The 22,588-nt window shown below is 39.1% G+C and carries 23 protein-coding genes; 4 read left to right on the forward strand and 19 right to left on the reverse strand.

Annotated elements, in window-relative coordinates; translation table 11 throughout:
* Window positions 1-616: 616 nt before the first annotated feature.
* From P9M13_09930 to P9M13_09945, 4 genes are all read left to right on the forward strand, one after another.
* The gene (locus P9M13_09930; GenBank protein ID MDP8263600.1) at window positions 617-1,006 is read left to right on the forward strand and encodes a cytidine deaminase; all 390 of its coding nucleotides are present in this window, start codon (window positions 617-619) and stop codon (window positions 1,004-1,006) included.
* Entirely contained in the window at window positions 996-2,183 is a 1,188-nt protein-coding gene (locus P9M13_09935) for a phosphopentomutase (GenBank protein MDP8263601.1), read from the forward strand. Before P9M13_09930 ends, P9M13_09935 begins: the two co-directional genes overlap by 11 nt.
* A gap of 67 nt (window positions 2,184-2,250) precedes the next feature.
* Window positions 2,251-3,081: a purine-nucleoside phosphorylase gene (locus P9M13_09940; GenBank protein ID MDP8263602.1), complete on the forward strand. Its 831-nt coding sequence runs from the start codon at window positions 2,251-2,253 to the stop codon at window positions 3,079-3,081.
* On the forward strand, window positions 3,078-4,223 hold the full coding sequence (locus P9M13_09945) for a deoxyguanosinetriphosphate triphosphohydrolase (GenBank protein ID MDP8263603.1): 1,146 nt from the start codon (window positions 3,078-3,080) through the stop codon (window positions 4,221-4,223). Before P9M13_09940 ends, P9M13_09945 begins: the two co-directional genes overlap by 4 nt.
* Before the next feature lie 8 nt (window positions 4,224-4,231).
* Here the strand turns inward: P9M13_09945 and amrB are convergent, their stop codons facing one another.
* The 19 genes from amrB to prmC all read right to left on the reverse strand — a co-directional run bounded on the left by amrB (window position 4,232) and on the right by prmC (window position 22,585).
* Window positions 4,232-5,035 (reverse strand): AmmeMemoRadiSam system protein B, encoded by an 804-nt coding sequence (amrB, locus tag P9M13_09950; GenBank protein MDP8263604.1) that lies wholly within the window; start codon window positions 5,033-5,035, stop codon window positions 4,232-4,234.
* A 222-nt stretch (window positions 5,036-5,257) separates the two neighbouring features.
* Window positions 5,258-5,836: a prepilin-type N-terminal cleavage/methylation domain-containing protein gene (locus P9M13_09955; GenBank protein ID MDP8263605.1), complete on the reverse strand. Its 579-nt coding sequence runs from the start codon at window positions 5,834-5,836 to the stop codon at window positions 5,258-5,260.
* A gap of 12 nt (window positions 5,837-5,848) precedes the next feature.
* Window positions 5,849-8,269, reverse strand: coding sequence for a beta-galactosidase (locus tag P9M13_09960; protein MDP8263606.1), 2,421 nt, complete (start codon window positions 8,267-8,269; stop codon window positions 5,849-5,851).
* Window positions 8,270-8,310: 41 nt separating this feature from the next.
* Window positions 8,311-8,961 (reverse strand): hypothetical protein, encoded by a 651-nt coding sequence (locus tag P9M13_09965; GenBank protein ID MDP8263607.1) that lies wholly within the window; start codon window positions 8,959-8,961, stop codon window positions 8,311-8,313.
* Window positions 8,962-9,059: 98 nt separating this feature from the next.
* The gene (locus P9M13_09970; GenBank protein MDP8263608.1) at window positions 9,060-10,958 is read right to left on the reverse strand and encodes a glucoamylase family protein; all 1,899 of its coding nucleotides are present in this window, start codon (window positions 10,956-10,958) and stop codon (window positions 9,060-9,062) included.
* A 39-nt stretch (window positions 10,959-10,997) separates the two neighbouring features.
* A complete protein-coding gene (locus P9M13_09975) occupies window positions 10,998-13,139 on the reverse strand; it encodes a glucoamylase family protein (GenBank protein MDP8263609.1) in 2,142 nt (713 codons plus the stop codon).
* Window positions 13,140-13,265: 126 nt separating this feature from the next.
* Window positions 13,266-13,838 carry a carbohydrate binding domain-containing protein gene (locus P9M13_09980; GenBank protein ID MDP8263610.1) on the reverse strand — a complete coding sequence of 191 codons (573 nt, stop codon included), beginning with the start codon at window positions 13,836-13,838 and terminating at the stop codon, window positions 13,266-13,268.
* A 154-nt stretch (window positions 13,839-13,992) separates the two neighbouring features.
* A complete protein-coding gene (gene rnc, locus P9M13_09985) occupies window positions 13,993-14,691 on the reverse strand; it encodes a ribonuclease III (GenBank protein ID MDP8263611.1) in 699 nt (232 codons plus the stop codon).
* Window positions 14,692-14,798: 107 nt separating this feature from the next.
* Complete coding sequence (locus tag P9M13_09990) at window positions 14,799-15,146, reverse strand: hypothetical protein (GenBank protein ID MDP8263612.1); 348 nt, start codon at window positions 15,144-15,146, stop codon at window positions 14,799-14,801.
* Window positions 15,147-15,202: 56 nt separating this feature from the next.
* The gene (locus P9M13_09995) at window positions 15,203-16,735 is read right to left on the reverse strand and encodes a YifB family Mg chelatase-like AAA ATPase (protein MDP8263613.1); all 1,533 of its coding nucleotides are present in this window, start codon (window positions 16,733-16,735) and stop codon (window positions 15,203-15,205) included.
* A gap of 225 nt (window positions 16,736-16,960) precedes the next feature.
* Window positions 16,961-17,377, reverse strand: a complete 417-nt coding sequence (locus P9M13_10000; protein ID MDP8263614.1) for a hypothetical protein — start codon at window positions 17,375-17,377, stop codon at window positions 16,961-16,963.
* Window positions 17,378-17,463: 86 nt separating this feature from the next.
* Complete coding sequence (locus tag P9M13_10005) at window positions 17,464-17,841, reverse strand: dUTPase (GenBank protein MDP8263615.1); 378 nt, start codon at window positions 17,839-17,841, stop codon at window positions 17,464-17,466.
* Between the two features lie 16 nt (window positions 17,842-17,857).
* Complete coding sequence (locus P9M13_10010; GenBank protein ID MDP8263616.1) at window positions 17,858-18,241, reverse strand: YraN family protein; 384 nt, start codon at window positions 18,239-18,241, stop codon at window positions 17,858-17,860.
* Window positions 18,234-18,917, reverse strand: a complete 684-nt coding sequence (locus P9M13_10015) for a ribonuclease HII (GenBank protein MDP8263617.1) — start codon at window positions 18,915-18,917, stop codon at window positions 18,234-18,236. Before P9M13_10015 ends, P9M13_10010 begins: the two co-directional genes overlap by 8 nt.
* A gap of 84 nt (window positions 18,918-19,001) precedes the next feature.
* Window positions 19,002-19,352: a 50S ribosomal protein L19 gene (gene rplS, locus P9M13_10020; GenBank protein ID MDP8263618.1), complete on the reverse strand. Its 351-nt coding sequence runs from the start codon at window positions 19,350-19,352 to the stop codon at window positions 19,002-19,004.
* Window positions 19,353-19,391: 39 nt separating this feature from the next.
* The gene (gene trmD, locus P9M13_10025) at window positions 19,392-20,153 is read right to left on the reverse strand and encodes a tRNA (guanosine(37)-N1)-methyltransferase TrmD (GenBank protein MDP8263619.1); all 762 of its coding nucleotides are present in this window, start codon (window positions 20,151-20,153) and stop codon (window positions 19,392-19,394) included.
* On the reverse strand, window positions 20,096-20,398 hold the full coding sequence (gene rpsP, locus P9M13_10030; GenBank protein MDP8263620.1) for a 30S ribosomal protein S16: 303 nt from the start codon (window positions 20,396-20,398) through the stop codon (window positions 20,096-20,098). Before rpsP ends, trmD begins: the two co-directional genes overlap by 58 nt.
* Before the next feature lie 30 nt (window positions 20,399-20,428).
* Complete coding sequence (gene murA / locus P9M13_10035; protein ID MDP8263621.1) at window positions 20,429-21,691, reverse strand: UDP-N-acetylglucosamine 1-carboxyvinyltransferase; 1,263 nt, start codon at window positions 21,689-21,691, stop codon at window positions 20,429-20,431.
* Between the two features lie 18 nt (window positions 21,692-21,709).
* Window positions 21,710-22,585 (reverse strand): peptide chain release factor N(5)-glutamine methyltransferase, encoded by an 876-nt coding sequence (prmC, locus tag P9M13_10040; GenBank protein ID MDP8263622.1) that lies wholly within the window; start codon window positions 22,583-22,585, stop codon window positions 21,710-21,712.
* Window positions 22,586-22,588 lie beyond the last annotated feature (3 nt).

Raw genomic sequence — 22,588 nt, forward strand, 5'->3', positions numbered from 1 at the left:
TCGATGCCATTTTGCCCTATCTATAAAAACGTCCTTATTATGAAAATACTAACGTTTATAGTATCCATTTCGACAATTTTAGCAAGCTGAAAATACTCTACAAATACAATAAATAATTATCCTTAGTCAGGCGGCTGAATGGGGGCAGCCGTCTGACAAAAAATCCCAATTCCCATTCATTAAAAATTCCTTATATTGGGTAGTCGGGTGGGAAAAGATCCTCAATCCATTTCTTATTTCCTTGGGAGGACTTCTTGGCTAAACCATAGCGCCTCTGTCCCGCCTTGAAGGCAGATCGCTCCATGTGTTCACTCATCGGCGGTACAACTGAAACATGGTTTACACTTTTTTAATGTTACTTGATGACTTTGTTCTTGCTTATATCAATAGCTACTATTATTGGTTTTGCACGTTCTAAGGGTCGTCGAGTGTATTTTTAAACCCTCTATGAGATGTAGTTATGAATAGTATTTGAGATTATTATACTAACGGTTTGGAGTAAATTTAGGTCCGGAGGTGTTTCCAAAATACGAATATTGAGTTACGAGTCACTATCCACGAACACCGAACCACTAATAATATTCACTTCATGGCTCATTCATGATAGAATGCACTTATGGATAAAGTTACTCTCTTAAAGAAAGCAGCTACCGCACTCAAGCATGCAAAAGCGCCATATTCGTCTGTTAAAGTAGGGGCAGCGCTCCTCACAAAAGAAGGAAAGGTGTACACTGGATGCAATATTGAAAACTGTTCTTATGGACTCACCATGTGCGCTGAACGAGTTGCACTCTTTAAGGCATTAAGTGAAGGATACTCATCATTTCAATCTCTTGCTATCTTCAGTAATGATATCGATGACATTGTTCCCTGCGGAGCATGCTTACAAATATTATGTGAGTACGCGCCAAAACTTACTATTATAACTAAAGATCGTTCAGGAAAAATCAAAACAAGTAGAATCAATTCATTCTTACCAAAACCATTTTTACTCAATGATAGATAAAAAAACAAGAATTTTTCTTATAATATTAGATAGTGTAGGTATCGGAGCTCTCCCCGACGCTGAATCATATGGCGACAAAGGAGCAAACACCCTTTACAATATCGCAAAAAAAACTAAAGGGTTTAGTCTCCCCCATTTGCAAAAGCTTGGCCTCGGCAATATCACTCCATCAAAACATATAAAACAAACACCACGCCCGATTGGTTCGTATGGTTTAATGGCAGAAAAATCAGCCGGAAAAGATACATCAACCGGTCATTGGGAGCTCTGTGGTGTACTGACAAAAAAACCGTTTCCGACATACCCGAATGGTTTTCCCAAAGAAATCATCAATCCATTTAAGGAAAAAATAAAAACAGATATATTGGGAAACTGCGCTGCGTCAGGAACAGAAATCATTAAAGATCTCGGCGCCGAACATGTAAAGACCGGATATCCGATCGTATACACATCAGCAGATAGTGTTTTTCAAATTGCCTGTCACGAAGAAGTTGTTTCGGTAAAAAAACTCTACGAGATTTGTGAAATTGCCCGATCATTACTCAAGGGGAAACATAATGTGTGCAGGGTTATTGCACGTCCCTTTACAGGAAAGCCAGGTTCATTCACACGAACTGAACGTAGAAAAGATTTTGCTATTCCCCCTCAAGGAACAACACTTCTTGATCTTATTGCGCAGAAAAAAGGCACCACATTAGGAATAGGTAAAATTAGTGACATATTCTGCGGCAGAGGAATTACTCGATCTATCCATACCTCGTCAAATGCACATGCTATAGATGAAATTATGTTTTCTATACAGAAAAAACGCTACACGCTTACATTTGCAAACCTTGTAGATTTTGATACTGCATACGGACATAGAAATAATGTCGAAGGATACTACAAAGCCCTCAGACACTTTGACCGGAAACTCAACAATATTATGAACTCGCTTAAAGATAATGACATACTGGTCATTACAGCTGACCATGGATGCGACCCCACACACCCTGGTACTGATCACACCCGTGAATATGTTCCACTTTTGCTATACGGAAGAAATATACAACAAGGCATAGATATTGGAACACGTACAACCTTCGCTGATTGCGGGCAAACTTTAGCTGATATATTAAATGTTGGTAAGACAAAGATAGGTAAGAGCTTTAAAGACATGGTGGTCATTTCACGTTGAACGGTGTCCGTTTTAACCATTTTTATCTATGAACGATGAACCATGAACTATAATAAGGACTATTATTATGAAAAAAACGAGCATACATACATCAAAAATAATTTCATCGATCAAAAAGAAAACCTCTATCAAACCAAAGATAGGTATCATAAGCGGTTTTGATGTTCTTCCGTCACCTATACCGCTTTCCAATAAAACTATTATTCCTTTCTCTACTATTCCACAACTGCCAAAACCATCTGTTCCGGGACACTCCGGTCGTTTCGTTCTGGGAAATACAGAAGGAAAAGATGTTATTATTCAGGAAGGACGATTCCATGTATATGAAGGCACTCCACTAGACACCGTACGATTACCTCTGACAATTATGAAAAAACTTGGGGTTCAATCAGTAATAATTATTAATGCCGCCGGGGGGATACACCCAAAACTTACACCGGGAGACATAATGCTTGTCACTGATCACATCAATTTTATGGGCACGCACCCTCTGATTGGGCTGCGGGACAATGACAACGCAATTCCTTTTCTTGAGCTGACACATGCCTATAGCACCATACTCAGGAAGATTGCACAACAATCAGCGCGCACTCTTTCTCTACAACTAAAAAAGGGAGTCTACCTTGGAGTATCAGGTCCCACATATGAAACACAGGCTGAAATAAGAGCGTTTCGATCATTAGGTGCTGATTGTGTGGGCATGTCCCTTCCTTTTGAAACAATTTTCGCACGATTTCTTAATCTTCATGTATGTGGGTTATCTATTATTACCAATATTCACCACAGTCATACTAAAAAGAAGGTACACGCGTCTCATACTGATGTCTCACGTGTTTATAAAAACACTCAAAAGAAACTGTACCCGCTCATTCAATCAATCATAAGGAACATACAATGACACTTACCATGAAAGAATGGAACAGATACGAACAGGAATTTCTTGCACCCTACGCACAGAAATCAAAGAACTCCAAGGGGAGAATATATCCTGAATCAGCCCATGCGTTTAGGACTATTTATCAGCGTGATTGCGATAGAATTGTACATAGCAGAGCATTTAGGCGCCTTGAATATAAAACGCAAGTGTTTGTTAATCATGAAGGCGACCATTACCGTACCCGTCTTACCCATACCCTTGAAGTCGGTTCAATTGCCCGCACCATTGCACGCGCACTGAAACTTAATGAAGATCTCACAGTCGCAATTGCCTTAGCACATGATCTTGGGCATCCTCCTTTTGGCCATACCGGAGAACACGCACTTGCTGAACTAATGTCCGATCAGGAAGGGTTTGAACATAATAAACAGAGTCTTCGTGTTGTCGAAGTTCTTGAAAAAAAATATCCCACACACCCTGGCCTTAATCTCACATGGGAGGTGCGTGAAGGGATAATGAAACATAAAAGCACCTATGACAAACCCGATATGTCCGCTTTTAAAAAAGATACGTCTTCATCACTTGAAGCACAAGTTGTCGATATTGCTGATGAGATTGCCTATAACTGTCATGATGTCGACGATGGGCTTTCATCAGGTCTTTTAACAGAAAAAGAATTGCACTCCGTACCTTTATGGAATGCGTGCCTCAATGACATTAGAAAAGCGCATCCTCGCGCATCAGATGAAGTCATTCGTTATTTCAGTGTACGGGCTCTCATCGACACACAGGCAAAAGATGTGATATTTAATACCGAAAAATTAATTCGATCGTTACGCATCAAAAGTGCCAATGATGTACGCAACCATCACGAAAACATCGTTGTCCCGAGCAAAAATCTCCTCAAGGACGGAACTATCCTCAAAAAATTTCTCTTAAATAAACTGTACACACATCCTCGTGTACAAAAAATGAATAAGAACGCAACAAAAGTAGTTACATATTTATTTGAAACGTATAGAAAGAATGAAGAACTGTTGCCAGTACAAACAAAGAGAAAACACTCGGAAGAAACAAAAAAACGATTTATTTGTGACTATATTGCGGGAATGACTGATCGTTTCGCTCTCGATGAATATCGACGCCTCTCAAAGAAACGCTAACGCGCACTTCAGGATACCGTTACACCGGCGTACCCGACAACGGAACTATAATCACCTATGGCATCGCCACTATTCATATATGAGACAAGGTGTGCTTTTTTTGCGCCAAGTTCTTTCGCGGCAATAAGCATAATCGCCGTGGGGGCATACCCGCACATGGTAATATTATAATCACTTACTGTGTGCAGCATTTTCTTTTCATCGAGTTTTAATATTGCCTGCAAGGCCATTTCATCTTTTTCTTTTGCAGCTTCTGCCGACTCATAATGTGTCATGTCAGAGCTCGCAATAATTAATACTTTTGACTCCGTCTCTTTAATAGACTCAGCAATACATTTTCCCACACACTCAAACACCTCTTCATCATACCCACCAATACATATCGGTACAATCCTGACATCTTTTTTCACGTACTGCAAAAAAGGCACCTGCACCTCAAGTGAGTGTTCGTGTCGGTGAGCATCTTCGTCCTCTTTGATATAGGAGCACTTTTCTCTTATCTTATATGCAAGCGTTTGATCTATATCGACCGTGCCAAGAGGAGTCTGCCACTGACCTTCAGACATAATAGCATAATCCGATCCGAGACCCCGGTGATTTGGTCCAAGTATAATAACAGTATCAGGAACATGTATTTCGGAAAACAATTGCCCCGCAACCATTCCAGAGCACATATATCCCGCATGCGGACTCATAACCCCAATAACATTGCTCTTATCTTTTTTAGGATCAATATATTTTTCTATCTCAATTTTGAGTAATTTCTCAGTGTCTGGATAAAACTGACCGGCTACGGCAGGAAGACGTTTCATGCTATAAACCTTTCTTAAGCTATAAGCTGTAAGTTGTAAGCTTTAAGAAAAAAATAATACCTATAATTTGAGACTAAAGACCTCAGACCAGAGACTACAGACTAAAAACACAACATAAAAAAAACGCCTAAAATCTAGCCCCTAGCACAATCACTAACAACGTGTTATCCCCTTCGGAGACTAAACCCAGAGAAATTTATTTACAAATTTCGTGAGTACGAGTTACGGTCTTTTTCCCCATGATTGCCAGCTGCCGTTTGCTGGATACCCTGGTTCGGGCTTGGTGTAGGCATTCTTCGAGAACCACTCAACATGTCCGTCGGCAAAACCAAGATTGCTGCCACCTGTATGGCGTGGATTCGCATCATTGTATATAGTGTCAATTAAGAGCACCGTATGACTGAGTGCTATATCAGGGTTATCAGCTGCAGTATCAACCAAATGCGTACTCGGATTATAATCATAATGGGTATAGTTCCCATTTATCGGTCCTCTTTTTTCTCCCGCTTGATTACGAAAGCTCGGGCATTTGAACACATCATAACTCTCAACATAGGTTGGATATAAAGTACTGATTAACTGACCATTATTGGCAACTGTTGGGAATACCTTATGATCCTGCTCAAACAAATTTATCCCAATCAATATCTGACGCATATTTGATGCACATTTTGCCTGATTCGCTTTTTCTTTTGCAGAGAATATTGCTGGAAGAAGAAGCCCAACCAAAACCACTAAAATACCAACCACAACCAACAGTTCTACGAGAGTAAATCCTTTTTTATTCTTTTTATGTGTCATACGTATTCACCGTCAAAAATTAATACTAATTTTTGAAAATCCTTCCCTATTTATGAACTTTAAAGATATCTTCTTTCCTGCACCTGAGAATAATATTTTCTTATTATTATATAATACTGATTTAGGCTTAGATTGCAACTCAAGATCAAGCTCACCCTGTTCGGACGGAATACCTTTTACATCAATGATGAGTTGTGCTTTCTTTACTTTTGAATTATACACTTCAACTGTTGATGACACGATACGACCTTTCTCTTTTGGCAGCGGCAAACATACCGGTAGCATATATGCAGTCATGGGGGGAATTGTCATACGCCCCTTTTTCGGCAAACACAATTCTTTTCCTGTAATCGGATCCGTATAGAACACTTTCGTTGTATGTGCCATATTGTGGTAATTTATTATAAAAAGATACGCGTAATCAGTACCAAACCGCTGAACGACTCTTATATCTTCATTATCCGCATATGCATTTTTCTTTATATGGCCAAAACTCAATATTTTCTCGTATGCAAGCCTGTGTTCGTGAATGCAATTTGTAAAACCTGTTCCCAAAAAGAGAACCTTCCCTTTGCCACACTTAATATTAAACCCACATGGCTTACCATCATCGCTCACACGGGCAATTACTTTTCCTGCATTACTCTCATATTCGTTAATCCTTGAAAAAACATATTGATCAGTCATTCCCATAAAATCAATTTTTGGAGAAGCAGGAGTAATACTGGCAATCTCCTTAAGCTTTAAGGCATCCTTTAGAATTGTGCATTTATTAAGGAACAGGTCAAAATGCGGTACTGTAGGCATCAAAATAAGATTACCGCCGCGCCTTACATAATCGACTATTTTTCTCTGTGTCTCGGGGGACATATACTCAAGTGATACTACTGAGAGCTGCTTGTATTCCAACAATTCTTCAACCGTTGTTTTTTCAAGATCATATATATCGATGTCATAGTTAAGCATCTGTACCGCTTTTAAGAGTCCATCAAAATAAATTTGGTCCCGTACCGGCTTGGTATCATATTTCAATCCAATACCATATGGATCAAACAGAAAAGCACCGCCAAAAGGATGTGTGAACTCGGTTTCATAGTACGGAGCATAAAAACCTACCGCCATATTACTTTTTCTTTCCGAACGCAACAAGAATTGCCCGTTATAGCCTAACCAATACCCCATATCCTTAATTACAGAGTATAGCGGCAATTCTTTACCTTCTACATCAAGTGCGGTATCCCAATAAAATGTCGGGCCATAATGCCCTTTCCCTTGCGGATTCTTCCCTTGCGAGAACATATAAAAATTCATCCCGAAAAGCCCGTTACCTAAGCTTGATTTATAAAAGAGTTCTAATTCTTTCGGATATGTTCTCACGCAATACTCTCTTGACCCAGCCTGAAATTCAGCGGCAAAGATCGGTCCTTCTCTAAACCGCATCGCCTTTAATATTTCATTACAGGGGAAATCATCGTGCATATTCCGATATGAAGGGTTCTCAGGAATATGATCAACGCCAAAAACAACATCTTTATGTTTCTTGAATACCTCATCATACATAGTTATATTCAAAGGAAAATCTTTTGCGCGACTGTACACCCATCCGGGAACATTATGATAGAGCAGTACATTTACATCATGGCTGCGCACTTCATCGATAATCCAATCAAGATACAATGCATAATAATGACGATGAAATAAATGCCATTGCCTGTGTAAATTAAAATGATGTTTCGTACACGCAATCCCTGAAGGCGCTTCAACCTCATCAAATGTTTTGTAATGTGTAGACATTATCGAATTCATCTCGGCAATATCTTTATATTTATCTTTGAGGTATTGATGATAATATTGCAACGTGACAGGGCTGTAATCTCCTAACCCCCCAAGCCATTGATTAAGTCCAACTTCATTACATACCTGCAGCATGGCAATTGGCCCATTGTTCTCAACCTGATAGTCGCGCACAATCGCAAGCACTTTGTCATACCATCTTCTGATACACGCGAGAAAATCAGGATGCATATAGGAAACAATAAATGGAAATACATTTATTCCTTGTGGTGTTAATGCCAGGTGATCAGGATAGTTTTTTGACAACCAGAGAGGAAGACCCTGATTGATATATTCTGCAATAATGTACGGACCGGGCTTTATAGTCACATACAGATTCATTTTCTTAGCAAGTTTAATAAATCCGATCAAATCTCTTTCAGGAACCGTTTTCCCCTCGAAATCAAATTTACCTTCTTCATATTCGTGCCAATCCCATGGGACATAGGTTGACACAAAATCGCAATTTGCCTTTTTTAGTTTTTCGAGATGAACCCGCCATAATTTCTTTTTGATTCTGTAATAATGAATTTCTCCCGAATACAAACAATATGGTTTATCATTAAGAACAAAACTCTTGTTATTTGCAGTAAATTCCATGTATGCGTTTCCTCCTTACATGCACAATATAATAATTATCTTTATTGCTTCGCCTTATCCTTCTTTATAAATTCAATATCATCAATATATATCGTTCCTTCAGACGAAGTAACCTTATTCTTCTCAAACACAAGAATCAATTCTGTTAACGATGAGAGATCTTTCATTGGTTTATCTTCCCCGTCTCTAAACATTTTAAGGGGAATATAAAACCTTCTCCACCTTCCTTGTATGCCATCAATGTATAGCGATGCCTTCTCGCCAACATTATTCTTTATTTCAAATTTGCATACATGTGTATAATCTCTTTTCTTATCCCCTTTTATACCGATAGACATTTTATCGACATCTCTTAGATCAATTTTATCGAGCTTAAACCATACACCATTAAAGACAGGGTATCCTGTTGAGGGAATATCTTCTTCCGGATACGAAAGATCATAATCAACCTGCAAGACTTTACCCCTTTTGCGCGCTTCATTCTCGTTTTTTGGCGTTATAACGTTAGCATCAGCAATGTAACTCGGATGAGTTTCCCACGTGCCATATTCAATATTCTTCTTTTTTACAATATCATTTTCCTGAAAATCGTAGAGTGTTATTTTTTCCTCTGAAGCAGACATCGCCTCAAATGAACCAACAAAAAGAATACACACGCTACATAAAATATACATGGCATATTTTTTCCTCATACTATGAGCTCCTTCTCGTGAGCAAATATATGCTCAGGTCGTTTTTGTTATATTATTACACAAGAGTATTATCACATAAACTATCTGCAATATACACTCTACTTTTTACTGTTTTTCTTTTTATCCGCATAGGGATTTTTAAGTGTTTTTACGTTTGTATTCGATTTCGACGACTTAAAGCCGCATGAACGCAATGCACTTCGTACCGATTTATTTTTCATGAAATATTTCCAAATCATGCCCGAGCGATAATTTTCGATCATTAAAAGTATTGGGCCCTGATCAATACCGATATTCATTTTTGAAAACCATTTCTCTGAAGGATTAAATGCATCAATAAATCCGAACTTGCCCCATATTTTTTTGCCATATTTCTTGTACATATGCTTCATTGCAGATAGTGAATATTCTGGAGTGAACACAAAAGAACCCAGAGCAGCAGTTGGAGCTATTGTTCCGTCACAAAAACCGTTCGGAGCACCATATATCGCATATCCACGAGGACCATCAGACGCAGTAAGCCCCCAACAATCTTTTTTAAATCCCTTATAATAATCACTATTATCTATACACCACTTTCGGTTTGCCATTGTCGCAAGAATCGAATTTTCAAAATAGTCCATAAATGCATCTCTTTTATTCTTAAAATTAATCCATATATGAGAATATTGATGAGTAAATAAAGGTAAAATACCAACAAATGAGTACTCTCCATATTTCATTTCCGGTCTTTTTAATCGCATCCATGCATCAGCACTTATGGGGTGCGTTGGAGATCCAATAGCCAGAATATAGAGTATCGCTAATTCATTATATGAATCCCAACTATAACTGATCCGCTCTTCGTCACAGGTGTACCCCATTGATATAAACCCTTTTCTATTCATAAGCCAGGGCCACTCAACACGTTCATATAGTTTCTGTGCTAACTCTTCAACTTCGGTCCCCATATAATACTGCCCCGCAACAAGCGCACCTGCAATGAATAACGCCGTATCAATCGATGAAACTTCACACATGTTTTTTCGTTGGCCTGTTTTCATATCCAGGTAATGATAGTAAAAACCATGCACATCACATACATCGTTATAAAAATATTTGAGCGTTGTAAGAACACGGGAATATGCAGAGAAATGTGAAATCCATCCCCTTTCTTCAGCTACACATATAGCCGCGAGCCCAAACCCGACTGATGCAATACTGCACACATGATAATTGTCATCTTTAAATGCATGTGATATGTCTTTTATAAGCCCATTTTTTGGATTAGCCCCTTTCCAAAAGAAGAGAAATGCTTTCTTTTGAACAAAGTCCATGAACTCATCGTTCGTCATGTTTTCAACGTTTGGCTGCTCAATAACAACCTGGGGAGCTATCCCATTTAATATTCCTTCACCCTGCCGCACCAATTCAAAGTTATCAAAATATATCGTTCCGTAATTAGAGCTATCTTTCCCGTAATCAAATGTTATGGATATATTATCAAGTGAATGCCAATCATGTATGTCTGAGAAATCAGAAAGGGGAATAACGACTTTTTGCCACTCCCCAGTAATGCCGCTTTCAAGATATCTATCGATCGGTAATTTTGTTTCGAACCACAAAACATCTTTTATGCCAATAGTACATTTCTCTCCACCGAAATCTCCTCTCACCCAGAAAGAGAACGTATCATATGCAGAATAATCAGCTTTATTAAGAGCGGTCCACCACCCTGCCTCTCCACCCTTACTATCTACATCGTATTTTAATTTTAAGGCATATCCACTGAGAGGTTTCTCAAACAATACTATTTTGGTTTCATTCTTTTTATAGCCAGAAAGTATTTTGCTAACGCTCTTACACCATGTATCGGACGCGCCACCAACTTTGTTTGGGCCCCCACGAGAATTAAAATTATCTACACACAGTGTTTCTGATAATGCATGCTTTTGGCACAACATGACCAAAACAATAATACATATGCTAAAAAAACTCTGTCTCAATACTTTTTTCATACATCACCCTGATTAAAATAACCAAGAAACATTATATACTCATTCAAGTAATTTTTCCACTTCAAGTAATTTTTTTGCGTTGTTATTTACATCATCTTGAGCAAAACGTTTACGTATTGCCCCGTCATTCAAATAATTGTTAAGGGCGATAAGGATCATCCCTTGATCGAGAGCGAGGTACTTATACGAGACTTTCCCTGTATGGGGATCGACTGCATCATAAAAACCGCACTCGCCATATATATCATATAACTCAATCATCACTCTCATATTCTTTATGGCTTCTTTTGGAACAAATTCAAGCGCTAGAAATGTCACATGCGGCGTCACCACACCCGTTTTATATCCTCGAGATCCAAGTATAGGAACACCATACTCAGAGTATCCGTCGCCCGGAACACTTGACGGACTCATGCCCCATACAGGATATCCTAACTCTCCTAAAGCATATCGCGCATGCAAGAGCGCATGAACCTTATCGTTCATTCCCAATCCTTCAGGCGCTACTTGTTTCTCCTCTATCACCAAAGTTGGCATCAACGCTTCAAAGAGCGACCCCCCCCAGCTCGGAACATATTTTAATCCATCATACTCGTAGTATCCGCCATACATAGGCACACCAAGGTAAACTTTTTCGTGACGATTTTCGGGATCCATCTGCTGCCACTTATATTTTGCGGGAAAGGTTCTATGCAGCTTAAACCAATGTTCAATAGGGATATCACCTTTTCCAATAGCCATATAGCTCACTGCACGCGGTTCGGTATAAAATATGCCATAATTATATTCTGATGGATACTGAATGTTCGTATAATACCCGTGGCTCATATGTTGTTCTACCTCATCATAAAAAAAACTGAAGTCCATAGCATCAATAATTGATGTTGCTCTACCATACAACTCTTCTTTAAATGCGTTTCTTACCACATAGAGCCCTAACACAAGCCAGCCGGAATCAACAGATGAAATAAAGTAGCTTGTTCTTTCCAACGTAGACGTATCATAATAATTATAAGGAAAATTATTGCTATATTTTTCCATTTTCTCAACGGAATCAATTGTTTGTGTTATGCGTTTAATTGCTTCATCTCTAGAAATAAAACCTAGGTCGTGTGCGGAAACTATACACATCAGATATATGCCAATATTGGTAACATTCGTGTAATCACCTATTATGGTTTCATCTCCAAGCACTGTATCTTTTGTAAATACGATCGTATCTAACGGAAGGTGCGTATCCTTATCTACAAATAACTCAAAGTACTTCCAAGTATCGCGGGCAATTTCTTTCAGAAAAGCCCTATCATCGACCGAAAATTCTTTTTTGACAACAACTTGGGTTGGAAACTTTCCACCAAGTCGTTTCTCTATAAGGTACTTTGCCGTATCAATCTTCGATAGACCGCGGATACCCTTTTCTTGATGGCGCTTAACTTCATCATATATGCTTGGTCCCGGATCCCCGGTTTTTACAACTGCTATATCATCAATCAGGATCGTTCCAGTTTTTTTGTCACATAATCGATCTTTAAACACAATGACAAGCTCGTCCATCCCACTCCAGTGGCGGATTCCATTCATAACATTCAATGGAATACGTACTCTTTGCCACTGATCGGTAATTCCGGTAACAATATAGCTCCCTTTAACCCATTGGGGATCACCATATACCTTTTTCTTTTCTTCATCCTCATTTGCGATGCATTTTTTCTTACATTCAATCTTAAACGTCGTGGTATATCCCAATTCCTTATCACCCTTAACCCAAAACTCTAAATGATCATACCCTGACATATCGAATTTATTAAGCAGTGTCCAATATCCATTTGAGACAGGTATCGATGACTCAACGTCATAATCTAATCGTAAATATTTACTATCTTTGACACGAGGCTGAGCGGAAACAATCGATGCCCGACAATACTGCTCTCTATTCGAAGGATCTTCTTCCCATGCACCGGAATTCCCATTAAGATTATTCCCCATAACACCACTTTCAAAATCATCGATAATACATCTATCAGCATGATCATTTTGAAGGTTGCCAGCAGTTTCTCCGCTAGTGGTATTCTGAGTATCGGAAGAAGAGTTTTGAAGAAACATGGCCCCAATAATAATGCAAAAAGACAATACAATAGTGGCAAGATAGATATTCCGCATATGTCTGTTATTTTTTGCCATTTGAGACCTCAAAAGGGGTTAACCTGTAATTCTCAGGGGTTCTGCGTAAATATAAAAAAAGGCAGAAGGTGTAAAACCAACCTTCTGCCTTTTTTATCCACTGCCGCACGCGGCATAAGACTCTATTTATTCGAAATAAATATCATCGATATTGAGAGCACCATATCTTTCAGTACTGTTAATATCATCGAAAACAACTATTACTTCTGTTAACGCAGAAAAGTCAGTAAGACCTCTAAACTTCTTAATAGGAATTTTGATTTTCTGCCAAGAATCGTTAATACCAGTTACCAGGTATTTTCCAACTTCATTCTTATTCTTCAATTCTACTTTAAACTGTGAAGTAAAACCTTTCTCTGTATCACCTTTTACATACATGACCAAATATTTGTGCTTTCTTCCATCAAGATTATTAAGCTTCATCCAAAAACCATTATATGCAGGGTTTGGACTTTCAACATCATAGTCAAGTCTGCAAGAATAACCGCTATCGCCATGTTTGATTGTAGAATCAAATGACATTTGGCATCCCTGTGTTTGATCGTTAGGATCCTTATCCCATGAACCGAAATCTGCACCGAGCTTATTAGGCTTTGAACCAGTGTCAAAATTGTCGACCACGAGCGGACCAGCCTGCCCACAGCTTGCAACTAAAAGCATTAATGCCCCTACCATTAAAGAAACGACTGTTTTATTCATTCTGAACACCTCCTCCTTATTATTTAATGTTCTAAATTTTCTTCGTGGAATAACACCGTATTAAACCACCTCGTAATTATTGACTTACTCATAAGCTGGTAAGTCTGGAAACTATAGCACCTCCTTATTATTTTGTCAAAAATTATCTACTTTTTTATCTATTATTTATCTGTTTTATGAGTAACGCAGCAACTGCCTGCTGGGCCGCCTTTTTACTGCTTCCTGTCGCTTTGGCCTTATACTTATCAAGTATCGTTCCGCATACTTTGAACTCTTTTTTATGTGATGGGCCATCCTCTTTAAGTACCGTATATTCAGGTATTACCCCATATTCAGCTTGAGTTATTTTCTGCAATCTACTTTTACTATCGAGGTAATCACAACTCTGGCTAATCATATCGAGATCCTTTTTCATAAGGGCTACTATAACTCTTCGAGCTTCACTCAGCCCCCCGTCTAAATATATCGCCGCAACAAGAGCTTCATAGGTAGCTGCAAGAATCGTCTCCCTATGCCTTCCACCCAGCTTTTCTTCTCCCCTCCCTAATGAGATGTATTTTCCTAACGATATTTCACTAGCTATCTTAGATAGATATTCACCTCTCACAAGTCGTGATTTAATAATCGTCATTTCACCCTCGGAATAATCAGGAAAATATGTGTAGAGATATTCAGTTACCACCATCCCTATGACCGCATCACCCAATAATTCCATACGTTCATTAGAGGTTTCATGCGAGTCATTGAGCTCGTGGACATAGGAAGTATGAGTCAACGCTTGTTCTATGCATTTTCTGTCTTTGAATACATACTCGATCTTTTTTTCAAGAAGTGCGTACTGAGCACATTTCATATAAACCTCTCTCCCACAATAAATATCGAGACATCACTTAAGACGAAAGATATGCACAAATGTTCCCTGCTCTCATAACTACTTGTATATCAATGTATTGCAATTATCTACCGTTTTTTATTCAATGCGACCGCAATGCCGATCAAGATAAGAATGCTAATACCCAATAAAAGCCCTAAATCAGTTAAACAGAAAATCCCCGTACTAACGGTCCCAACAACATAGACTATTCCCAATATTAATAGAGGCAGAACAATAAATATCCCTATACCGAATTTCACACCATCTTCTACAGTTAAACCTTTTTGCTTACTGTTCTTATGATGATGTGTTTGGTTCTCATCATCAACTTCCCACTCAACGTTTATTTCTTGCTTTCTGACAAATTCCCCGCAATATCTGCATTTAATCGCCTCATCTTTTATTTCTTCAGCACAAAAAGGACATTTTCCCATATGTAATCCATTTCGTATAAATACTTGTTTATTCGATAGTAATGCGTTTATTCTGTTTAATTCCAGACACTTCTATCTAATGTTCTATACTGAATAGCCTCTGCAAGATGATAAGGTTCTATATCCTGACAATTATCCAAATCTGCAATGGTACGAGCAACCTTAAGAATCTTATCATAGCCGCGGGCGCTTAACCCAAGTCTCTCTTCAGCCTCTTTTAAAAGCACATGCCCTTCAGGAGCAATACTGCAATATTTTTTCATCTGCTTAGATTTCATATAGGCGTTAGAACGTATTGCCTCTCCCTTATAGCGATCACTTTGCTTAAGACGAGCTATCCCTACACGACGCCGAATAACGGTTGAGCTTTCACCCTGAGTATCTGCAGCCAGCTCATGATATTCTAAAGGAGGCACATCTATATGTATATCAATCCGGTCTAAAAGCGGACCTGATATTTTTGATACATACTTCTGTATTTGGTAAGGAGTACACCTACACTCATTTTTTGGGTCTGTATAGTGACCACACGGGCAGGGATTCATCGAGCATACAAGAATAAATCGTGAAGGATATGTTATTGTCCCTTTTATTCTTGTTATATTTACCTCTCTATCTTCAAGCGGCTGCCGCAACGCTTCAAGTGCATCTCTACGAAATTCGGTAAACTCATCAAGAAAGAGAACCCCATTGTGTGAGAGACTCACCTCGCCCGGCACTGGATATGAACCGCCGCCGATAAGCCCACCGGTTGAAACAGAATGATGAGGAGACCGAAAAGGTCTTTGGCTCACAACACCTCTCTTTGACTTCAACATACCTGCGACACTGTGTATATTTGTTACTTCAAGCGATTCATCAACGGTCATTTCAGGAATTATAGTACGAAATCTCCGAGCCAACATTGTCTTTCCTGATCCCGGAGGACCAATCAATATAATATTGTGACCTCCTGCAGCTGCTATTTCAAGGGCTCTTTTTACATGCGTTTGCCCTTTTACATCGATAAAATCTTCATCATATATTATATCATTCTCTGTATGTTCTTTTATTTCTGTTTTGACGCATTCAAGAGATATCGCCCCATGAAGGAACTGGACAACATCTTTTAAGGTATGTATTGGATATGTTTCGATATGAGGGACCATTGCTGCTTCACAATGATTCCCCTGAGGAACAACAATCTTTGAGATCTTCCATTTTTTCAGCCCCAACAATATGGGTAAAACTCCCTTAACCGGACGTATCATCCCATCAAGTGCCAGTTCACCTATAAACAAAAAATCGTGCAGAACATCTTGCTTGATCTGACCTGATGCAGCGAGAATGCCAATAGCAATCGGAAGATCAAATGAAACTCCTTCCTTTTTAATATCTGCAGGGGCTAAATTAATCGTGATGCGCTTATTTGGAAATGTAAAACCTGAGTTTATAATCGCTGACTTGACTCTATCTTTGCTTTCTTTAACTGCTTCATCAGGAAGCCCTACTATGACTGTATTTGGAAGACCTTTTGAACAATCCACCTCTATTTCTACAAGATAAGGATCAACACCATAATAGCTACCTGACTTGACTTTAGCCAACATAATCAATATCTCGCACTCATTTAGTGGCCCTTTTCATACGAAATGGCCCACCTAGGGGTTTAAATCTTTCAGAACCAACAATTATTTGATCGTCACCAGATGTATCCACGCTCTCCTGTGTTTGCGCACAACCACATAAAATAAATGAGAGTATAATAACAAGTAATGCTCGGTACATTATGGTGGCTATCCTCTTAGCATTTATACTATATAATCTTCGTCGCTCTAAAATTCCATCCGTATTTTTTTGTCTTTCTCAAGATTAACTTCTACGTCCTGCCCAAATACATCGACATTTCTCTTTTTACCCATCTCCTGACCTATACCAGTCACCGTCTGGCCAAAATCGTCTGCAGATTCCGTTGCTCCAACAGTTACATTTTCCACTGCACCTCCAGCTGTGTTTGCCGCACCATGAACCACTCTTCCCGTATCCCCAGTAACAGCCGCGACCACTTTTCCTGTTCCATCAGCGACTTCTCTAACAACTGTACCTGTACCATCAACAACACCTTTAGCAACTTCCCCACCTGTTGTGATTGTTCCCGAGACAATTTTATCCGGTGATGATCCACATCCAAATAAAAACACACCCGAAACACAAATAACCGCTACTAATAGACATATGTTTCTCAAATTCATTTTCCCCCCAATAGACCAGAAACTAGAGACCACAAACCGCAGACAGGTTATTGTCCATAGTCTTCGGTCTACAATCTGGGATCTGTTTATATATTTTTGTTATCAGCTTCGTCTTTTACCGCATAACCGGTCAGCTGTCGGTCGTGATTAACTTTATTCTTCTTAATATACGTATTACAAATGTCTTCAGAAGATAGCTCCAAAACCTGTGCTAAAGAAATCAAAAAGTGAAAGAGATCGACCACTTCAACACGTGCATTTTGTTTATCAAAATCCTGATACTTTGCCCACCATTTCCAAGGAACACTATCAACCAGCTCTGCTGTTTCCTGAGACAGTGCGCGACAATAATTTAATACCCACTGCTGCCTCTGGTCATCAGTCATCGTATCGGTATCTACACCAATACGCTTATTCAGCTCTTTTTGCATCTCAAACATAAGATCTAATTTATCTTTATCCATTCCCTTTTCCTCATTATTAAAAAGCATTTTTTATATGTGACAACTCAGACACTTCTCCACGCACCAATTGTATAGCAATGACATCAAAACGACAATCTCTATTTGTACATTTATAAGCGCTCAAATACAACTGGGCAGTGCGGGTAATTGTTCTTATTTTGCTTATCGTGATTGATTCTGTACCGTCTCCATATGCATCAGATGTTCTTGTTTTCACTTCTACAAATACGATTGTACCGGCTTCTTCCGCAACAATATCTATTTCACCAAAATGTGATCTAAAATTCTTTTCGCGTACACTATATCCATTTTTTTTCAAATATCGTTCGGCAATATCTTCTCCAGCTTTACCTATTTTCTTATTATGCACATTACCACTGACCTGGTTTATTTCACCCATTATATATACCACATAGTTTTCTTACGGGCTCATAACTTCTTCTATGTATCTGTGAAGGACCGTAGATTTTAAGCTGTTCATTATGAACACGCGTGCCATACCCTTTATGCTCCTTGAACCCATACTGCGGATATTTCTTATCATATTCGAGCATAATCGAATCCCTGACAACTTTAGCAACAATTGAAGCCGCCGCGATTGATACACTGACACCATCCCCGCCAATAATCGCTATTTGAGAAACAGTAACTTCAGGAATAGAAAAAACACCATCAACCAAAATCAGTTCTGGAATCTCAGGAAGATTGCCGAGAGCCTTTCTCATGGCAAGAAATGATGCTTGATGAATATTGATCCGGTCAATAACACCTTCAGGAACAACACCGATGCCTATCTGGATATCATCACAAGAAATCATTTGGCGATAAAGAGAATCTCTTTTCTTTGCGGAAAGTTTTTTTGAATCATTTATTTCTGATAAAAATGGGAGGTTTTGACTAAATACGGTCTCTTGCGGCAAGACTACAGCAGATGCAACAACAGGTCCTGCAAGACATCCTCTTCCTGCTTCATCTACTCCTGCAATGCACCTGAAACCTTTTTTGCATGCATCACGCTCAAATTTCAGCATATCTACAGATGGGGAAAGCTTATCTTTTTTCACTATTCGATTCACTATCTACTATCACACTACACAATAAGAATACATTCGATTGCTATCTAAAAGAACACAGTACCTGTGTGCTATACGACCAATACACTAAGAAACTTTCTTTTTTTCCTTAATCTTTGATTGTTTTCCGACCTTCCCGCGTATATAGTACAATTTTGCTCTTCGCACTCTACCTGATTTTACTACTTCAATCTTTTCAACGCGTGGAGAATGAAACTGAAAGACACGTTCAACACCTTCACCAAAAGAGATTCTTCTTACCGTGAAGGATTTGTTAATACCTGAGCCCTTAATTGCGATAACCGTTCCCGCAAAAAGCTGAGTTCGTTCTTTTTCACCTTCAATGATCTTTACAGATACCTTAACGCTATCGCCAACTTTACACGTAGGTACATCTTTTTTTAAAAACGCTGAATCCAATTTTTTTATTATATCCATTTATTCGCTCCTCTTCTTTTCTTCTATTATTCCTTATAGTTATATAGTTTTATTTCTTCTTTTAACAGAAATATTTAATTTATTTTCCTTTTCCACGGTTCTTTTTATGGCCTGCTGGCGTCTCCACGACTCAATTTTCTTGTGATCTCCCGAAAGCAATACACGAGGAACTTTTTCCCCTCGAAAAACCTCAGGCCTTGTATAATGCGGCCAATCCAAGAGAGCATCACTGAACGAATCCTGCTTAATCGATTCTTCGCACCCAACAACGCCGGGAATCAATCGTGCGACCGTGTCGACAACAACCATTGCCGCAAGAGCTCCATTGGTTAAAACATAATCGCCTATTGAAATCTCTTTATCGACAACACTTTTGACTCTTTCATCAAATCCTTCATAATGCCCACAAATAAAAATCAAATGTGTTTCTTTCGATAGTTCTTCAGCGCAAGGCTGGCAAAATGTTTCTCCTTCAGGAGTAAGAAGTATTACCTTCGTTTTTTTCTTACGCAACACCGATACAGCATTATAAATCGGCTCAGGCTTCATGACCATTCCCGGTCCTCCGCCATAGGGCCTATCATCAGTTATTTTATGCTTCCCTTCCGCGTAATCCCGTATATTATGCAGCTTTACATCAATGATTCCCGCAGAAAGAGCCTTACCGATAATACTTTCATGCAACGGCCCGTTACACATATTCGGGAAAAGCGACAGTACATCAATAAGTAATCGTGCCCGTTTTACTTTTCTTGTTTCTTTTCTTTTACACTTTTTGATTTTTTCTGAATTTCTCTCCATTCAGCCAGAATACCACACTTTCTTAACAATGGCTTCACATTCTCTGATGGTTGAGCCCCAACACCAAGCCAATGTATAATTCTTTCTTTATCAAAATTAATCGTATCTTTTTCTTTCAGCGGCTCATATAACCCGACTTTTTCAAGAAACGAACCCTGACGAGGTTTACGAGAATCACACACAACAAGTCTGTATGTAGGCTTCTTATTGCACCCCAGCCTTCTTAGTCTTATTACTACTGCCATCTTCCCCTCCATTCATTAACGTATTAACATCTATTCTACTCTTTTAATATGTGCACCTAATCTACTAAGCTTTTTTTCAATACCCTCATATCCACGATCAATGTGGTATACACGGTGGATCTCCGTCTCACCTTTGGCAACAAGCCCTGCTAAAACCAATGCGGCAGATGCCCGTAAATCTGATGCCATAACCGGTGCTCCGGAAAGTAAAGGTACCCCCTTAATAATCGCGCTTGCCCCTTCAATAGCTACGTTTGCAGCCATTCGATTTAATTCGGGCACATGCATATATCGTTCAGGATATATTTTCTCAGTAATGACGCTGATTCCATTTGTTACTGTCATGAGCGCCATCATCTGCGCCTGCAAATCAGTAGGAAAACCAGGATAGGGCAATGTAATGACATCAACCACTTTAAGTTCCCGATTTGCCGTGACACGGATATCTTTCGCTGACTTCTGTACTGATACTCCTGCCTCTTTTAATTTGTCGATAACCGCATGTAAATGATCAACACGTGCGCCGCGTATGCAAACATCACCTTGTGTGATCGCAGATGCCAGCATATACGTTCCCGCTTCAATTCTATCAGGAATAACACTATGACGAGCACCGTTTAACTTTTTTACACCTTTTATCTTTATCCTATGAGATCCCACACCTTCAATATGAGCTCCCATTTTCTTTAGAAATTCTGCTAGATCAACGAGCTCAGGTTCACATGCTGCACTTTCGATAATGGTCGTTCCTTTTGCTTTCACTGCCGCCATCATAATATTTGCCGTTGCAAGCACGCTTGAACCAAACCGACCACCCAAGAAGACATCTGCACCCTTGAGTCCTGTTGTTTTAACCATTACATAGCCGCTAGAAACTTCAGCTTTTACATTCAGTTCCTTGATGCCTTTTAAATGTAGATCAATCGGACGAGTACCAATAACACATCCTCCGGGCATCGATATCTTCGCCTTATTAAATCTTCCTAGTAGTGGACCTAAAACACATATAGAAGCCCTCATTTTACGAACAAGATCATATGGGGCAACAAAATGATTCAACCCGGAAGGATCGACCAAAATCTGCCCTTCGCCCGGATAGGTTACCCGTGCTCCCAAAAATTCTAATATCTGCACCATAGTGCTGATATCTGACAATGACGGCACATTCTTAATAAGCGATGGCGTGTCACCTAAAATAGTAGCAGCCAAAATGGGAAGCGACGCATTTTTTGATCCACTGATCGTTACTGTCCCTTTTAGCCTTTTACCGCCACGTACAATTATTTTATCCATATATTTTAGTCCAGCCTGTTATTTCTTCTGGGCAACAATAACTCTGTCGAGTTCATTGTAATCCTTGAAAGCAGTAATATTACTATATAATCCATTTTTTTTAAACAGTTTTTCGACATCTCGCATTTGAGCCTCATCCCCTACTTCGAAAGCACACAAACCTCCAGCACGCAAATAGTGCAAGCCTTTATCTATTATGCGTTTATAAAACTCAAGCCCATCATCATCTTTTGTGGTTAATGCTCTGCGGGGCTCATACGCAGCCACTTCATCAGGCAGTGTCGCAAATTCTCCTGGACGTATATATGGCGGATTGGAGACGATAATATCAAAACACGTATTATCATTGCACCAACTAAATACATCTCCAACAATGCACTGCACACTACCACTTACGCAATTTTTTTCAACATTCTTGAGAACAACCCGTATCGTTTCAGGCGATATATCAACAGCACTGACATGCGCGTTTTTAATATTATTTGCCAAGCTAATAGCAATATTGCCGGATCCCGTTCCAATATCACAAATATGGAAATCACGAGCTGGATGTTTTACACACCACTCTAAAATATGCCCGACCAGCACTTCTGTTTCCGGCCGGGGAATAAAACAATCCTTGTTAACAACAAGATCAAGCCCGTAAAAACCACTGCTTCCAACAATGTACTGAAGAGGTTCGTGCTTTAATCGTCTGTCTATATCATTTTGTATATGTAAATACTTCCCATCATTAACGACTGTATCGTGATGAAGATGTAAGTCCAACCTCTTAATGTTCAGCCTATACTCTAAAATACATTCAATATTCAATCGAGGATTTTGAATATTATTTTCGGAAAAGCTTGCCTTCCCTATCTCTAAAAGATCACGTATTGTATTACATTCTTTCACTAC

The organism is Candidatus Ancaeobacter aquaticus (assembly GCA_030765405.1).
Taxonomy (GTDB): Bacteria; Auribacterota; Ancaeobacteria; order Ancaeobacterales; family Ancaeobacteraceae; genus Ancaeobacter; species Ancaeobacter aquaticus.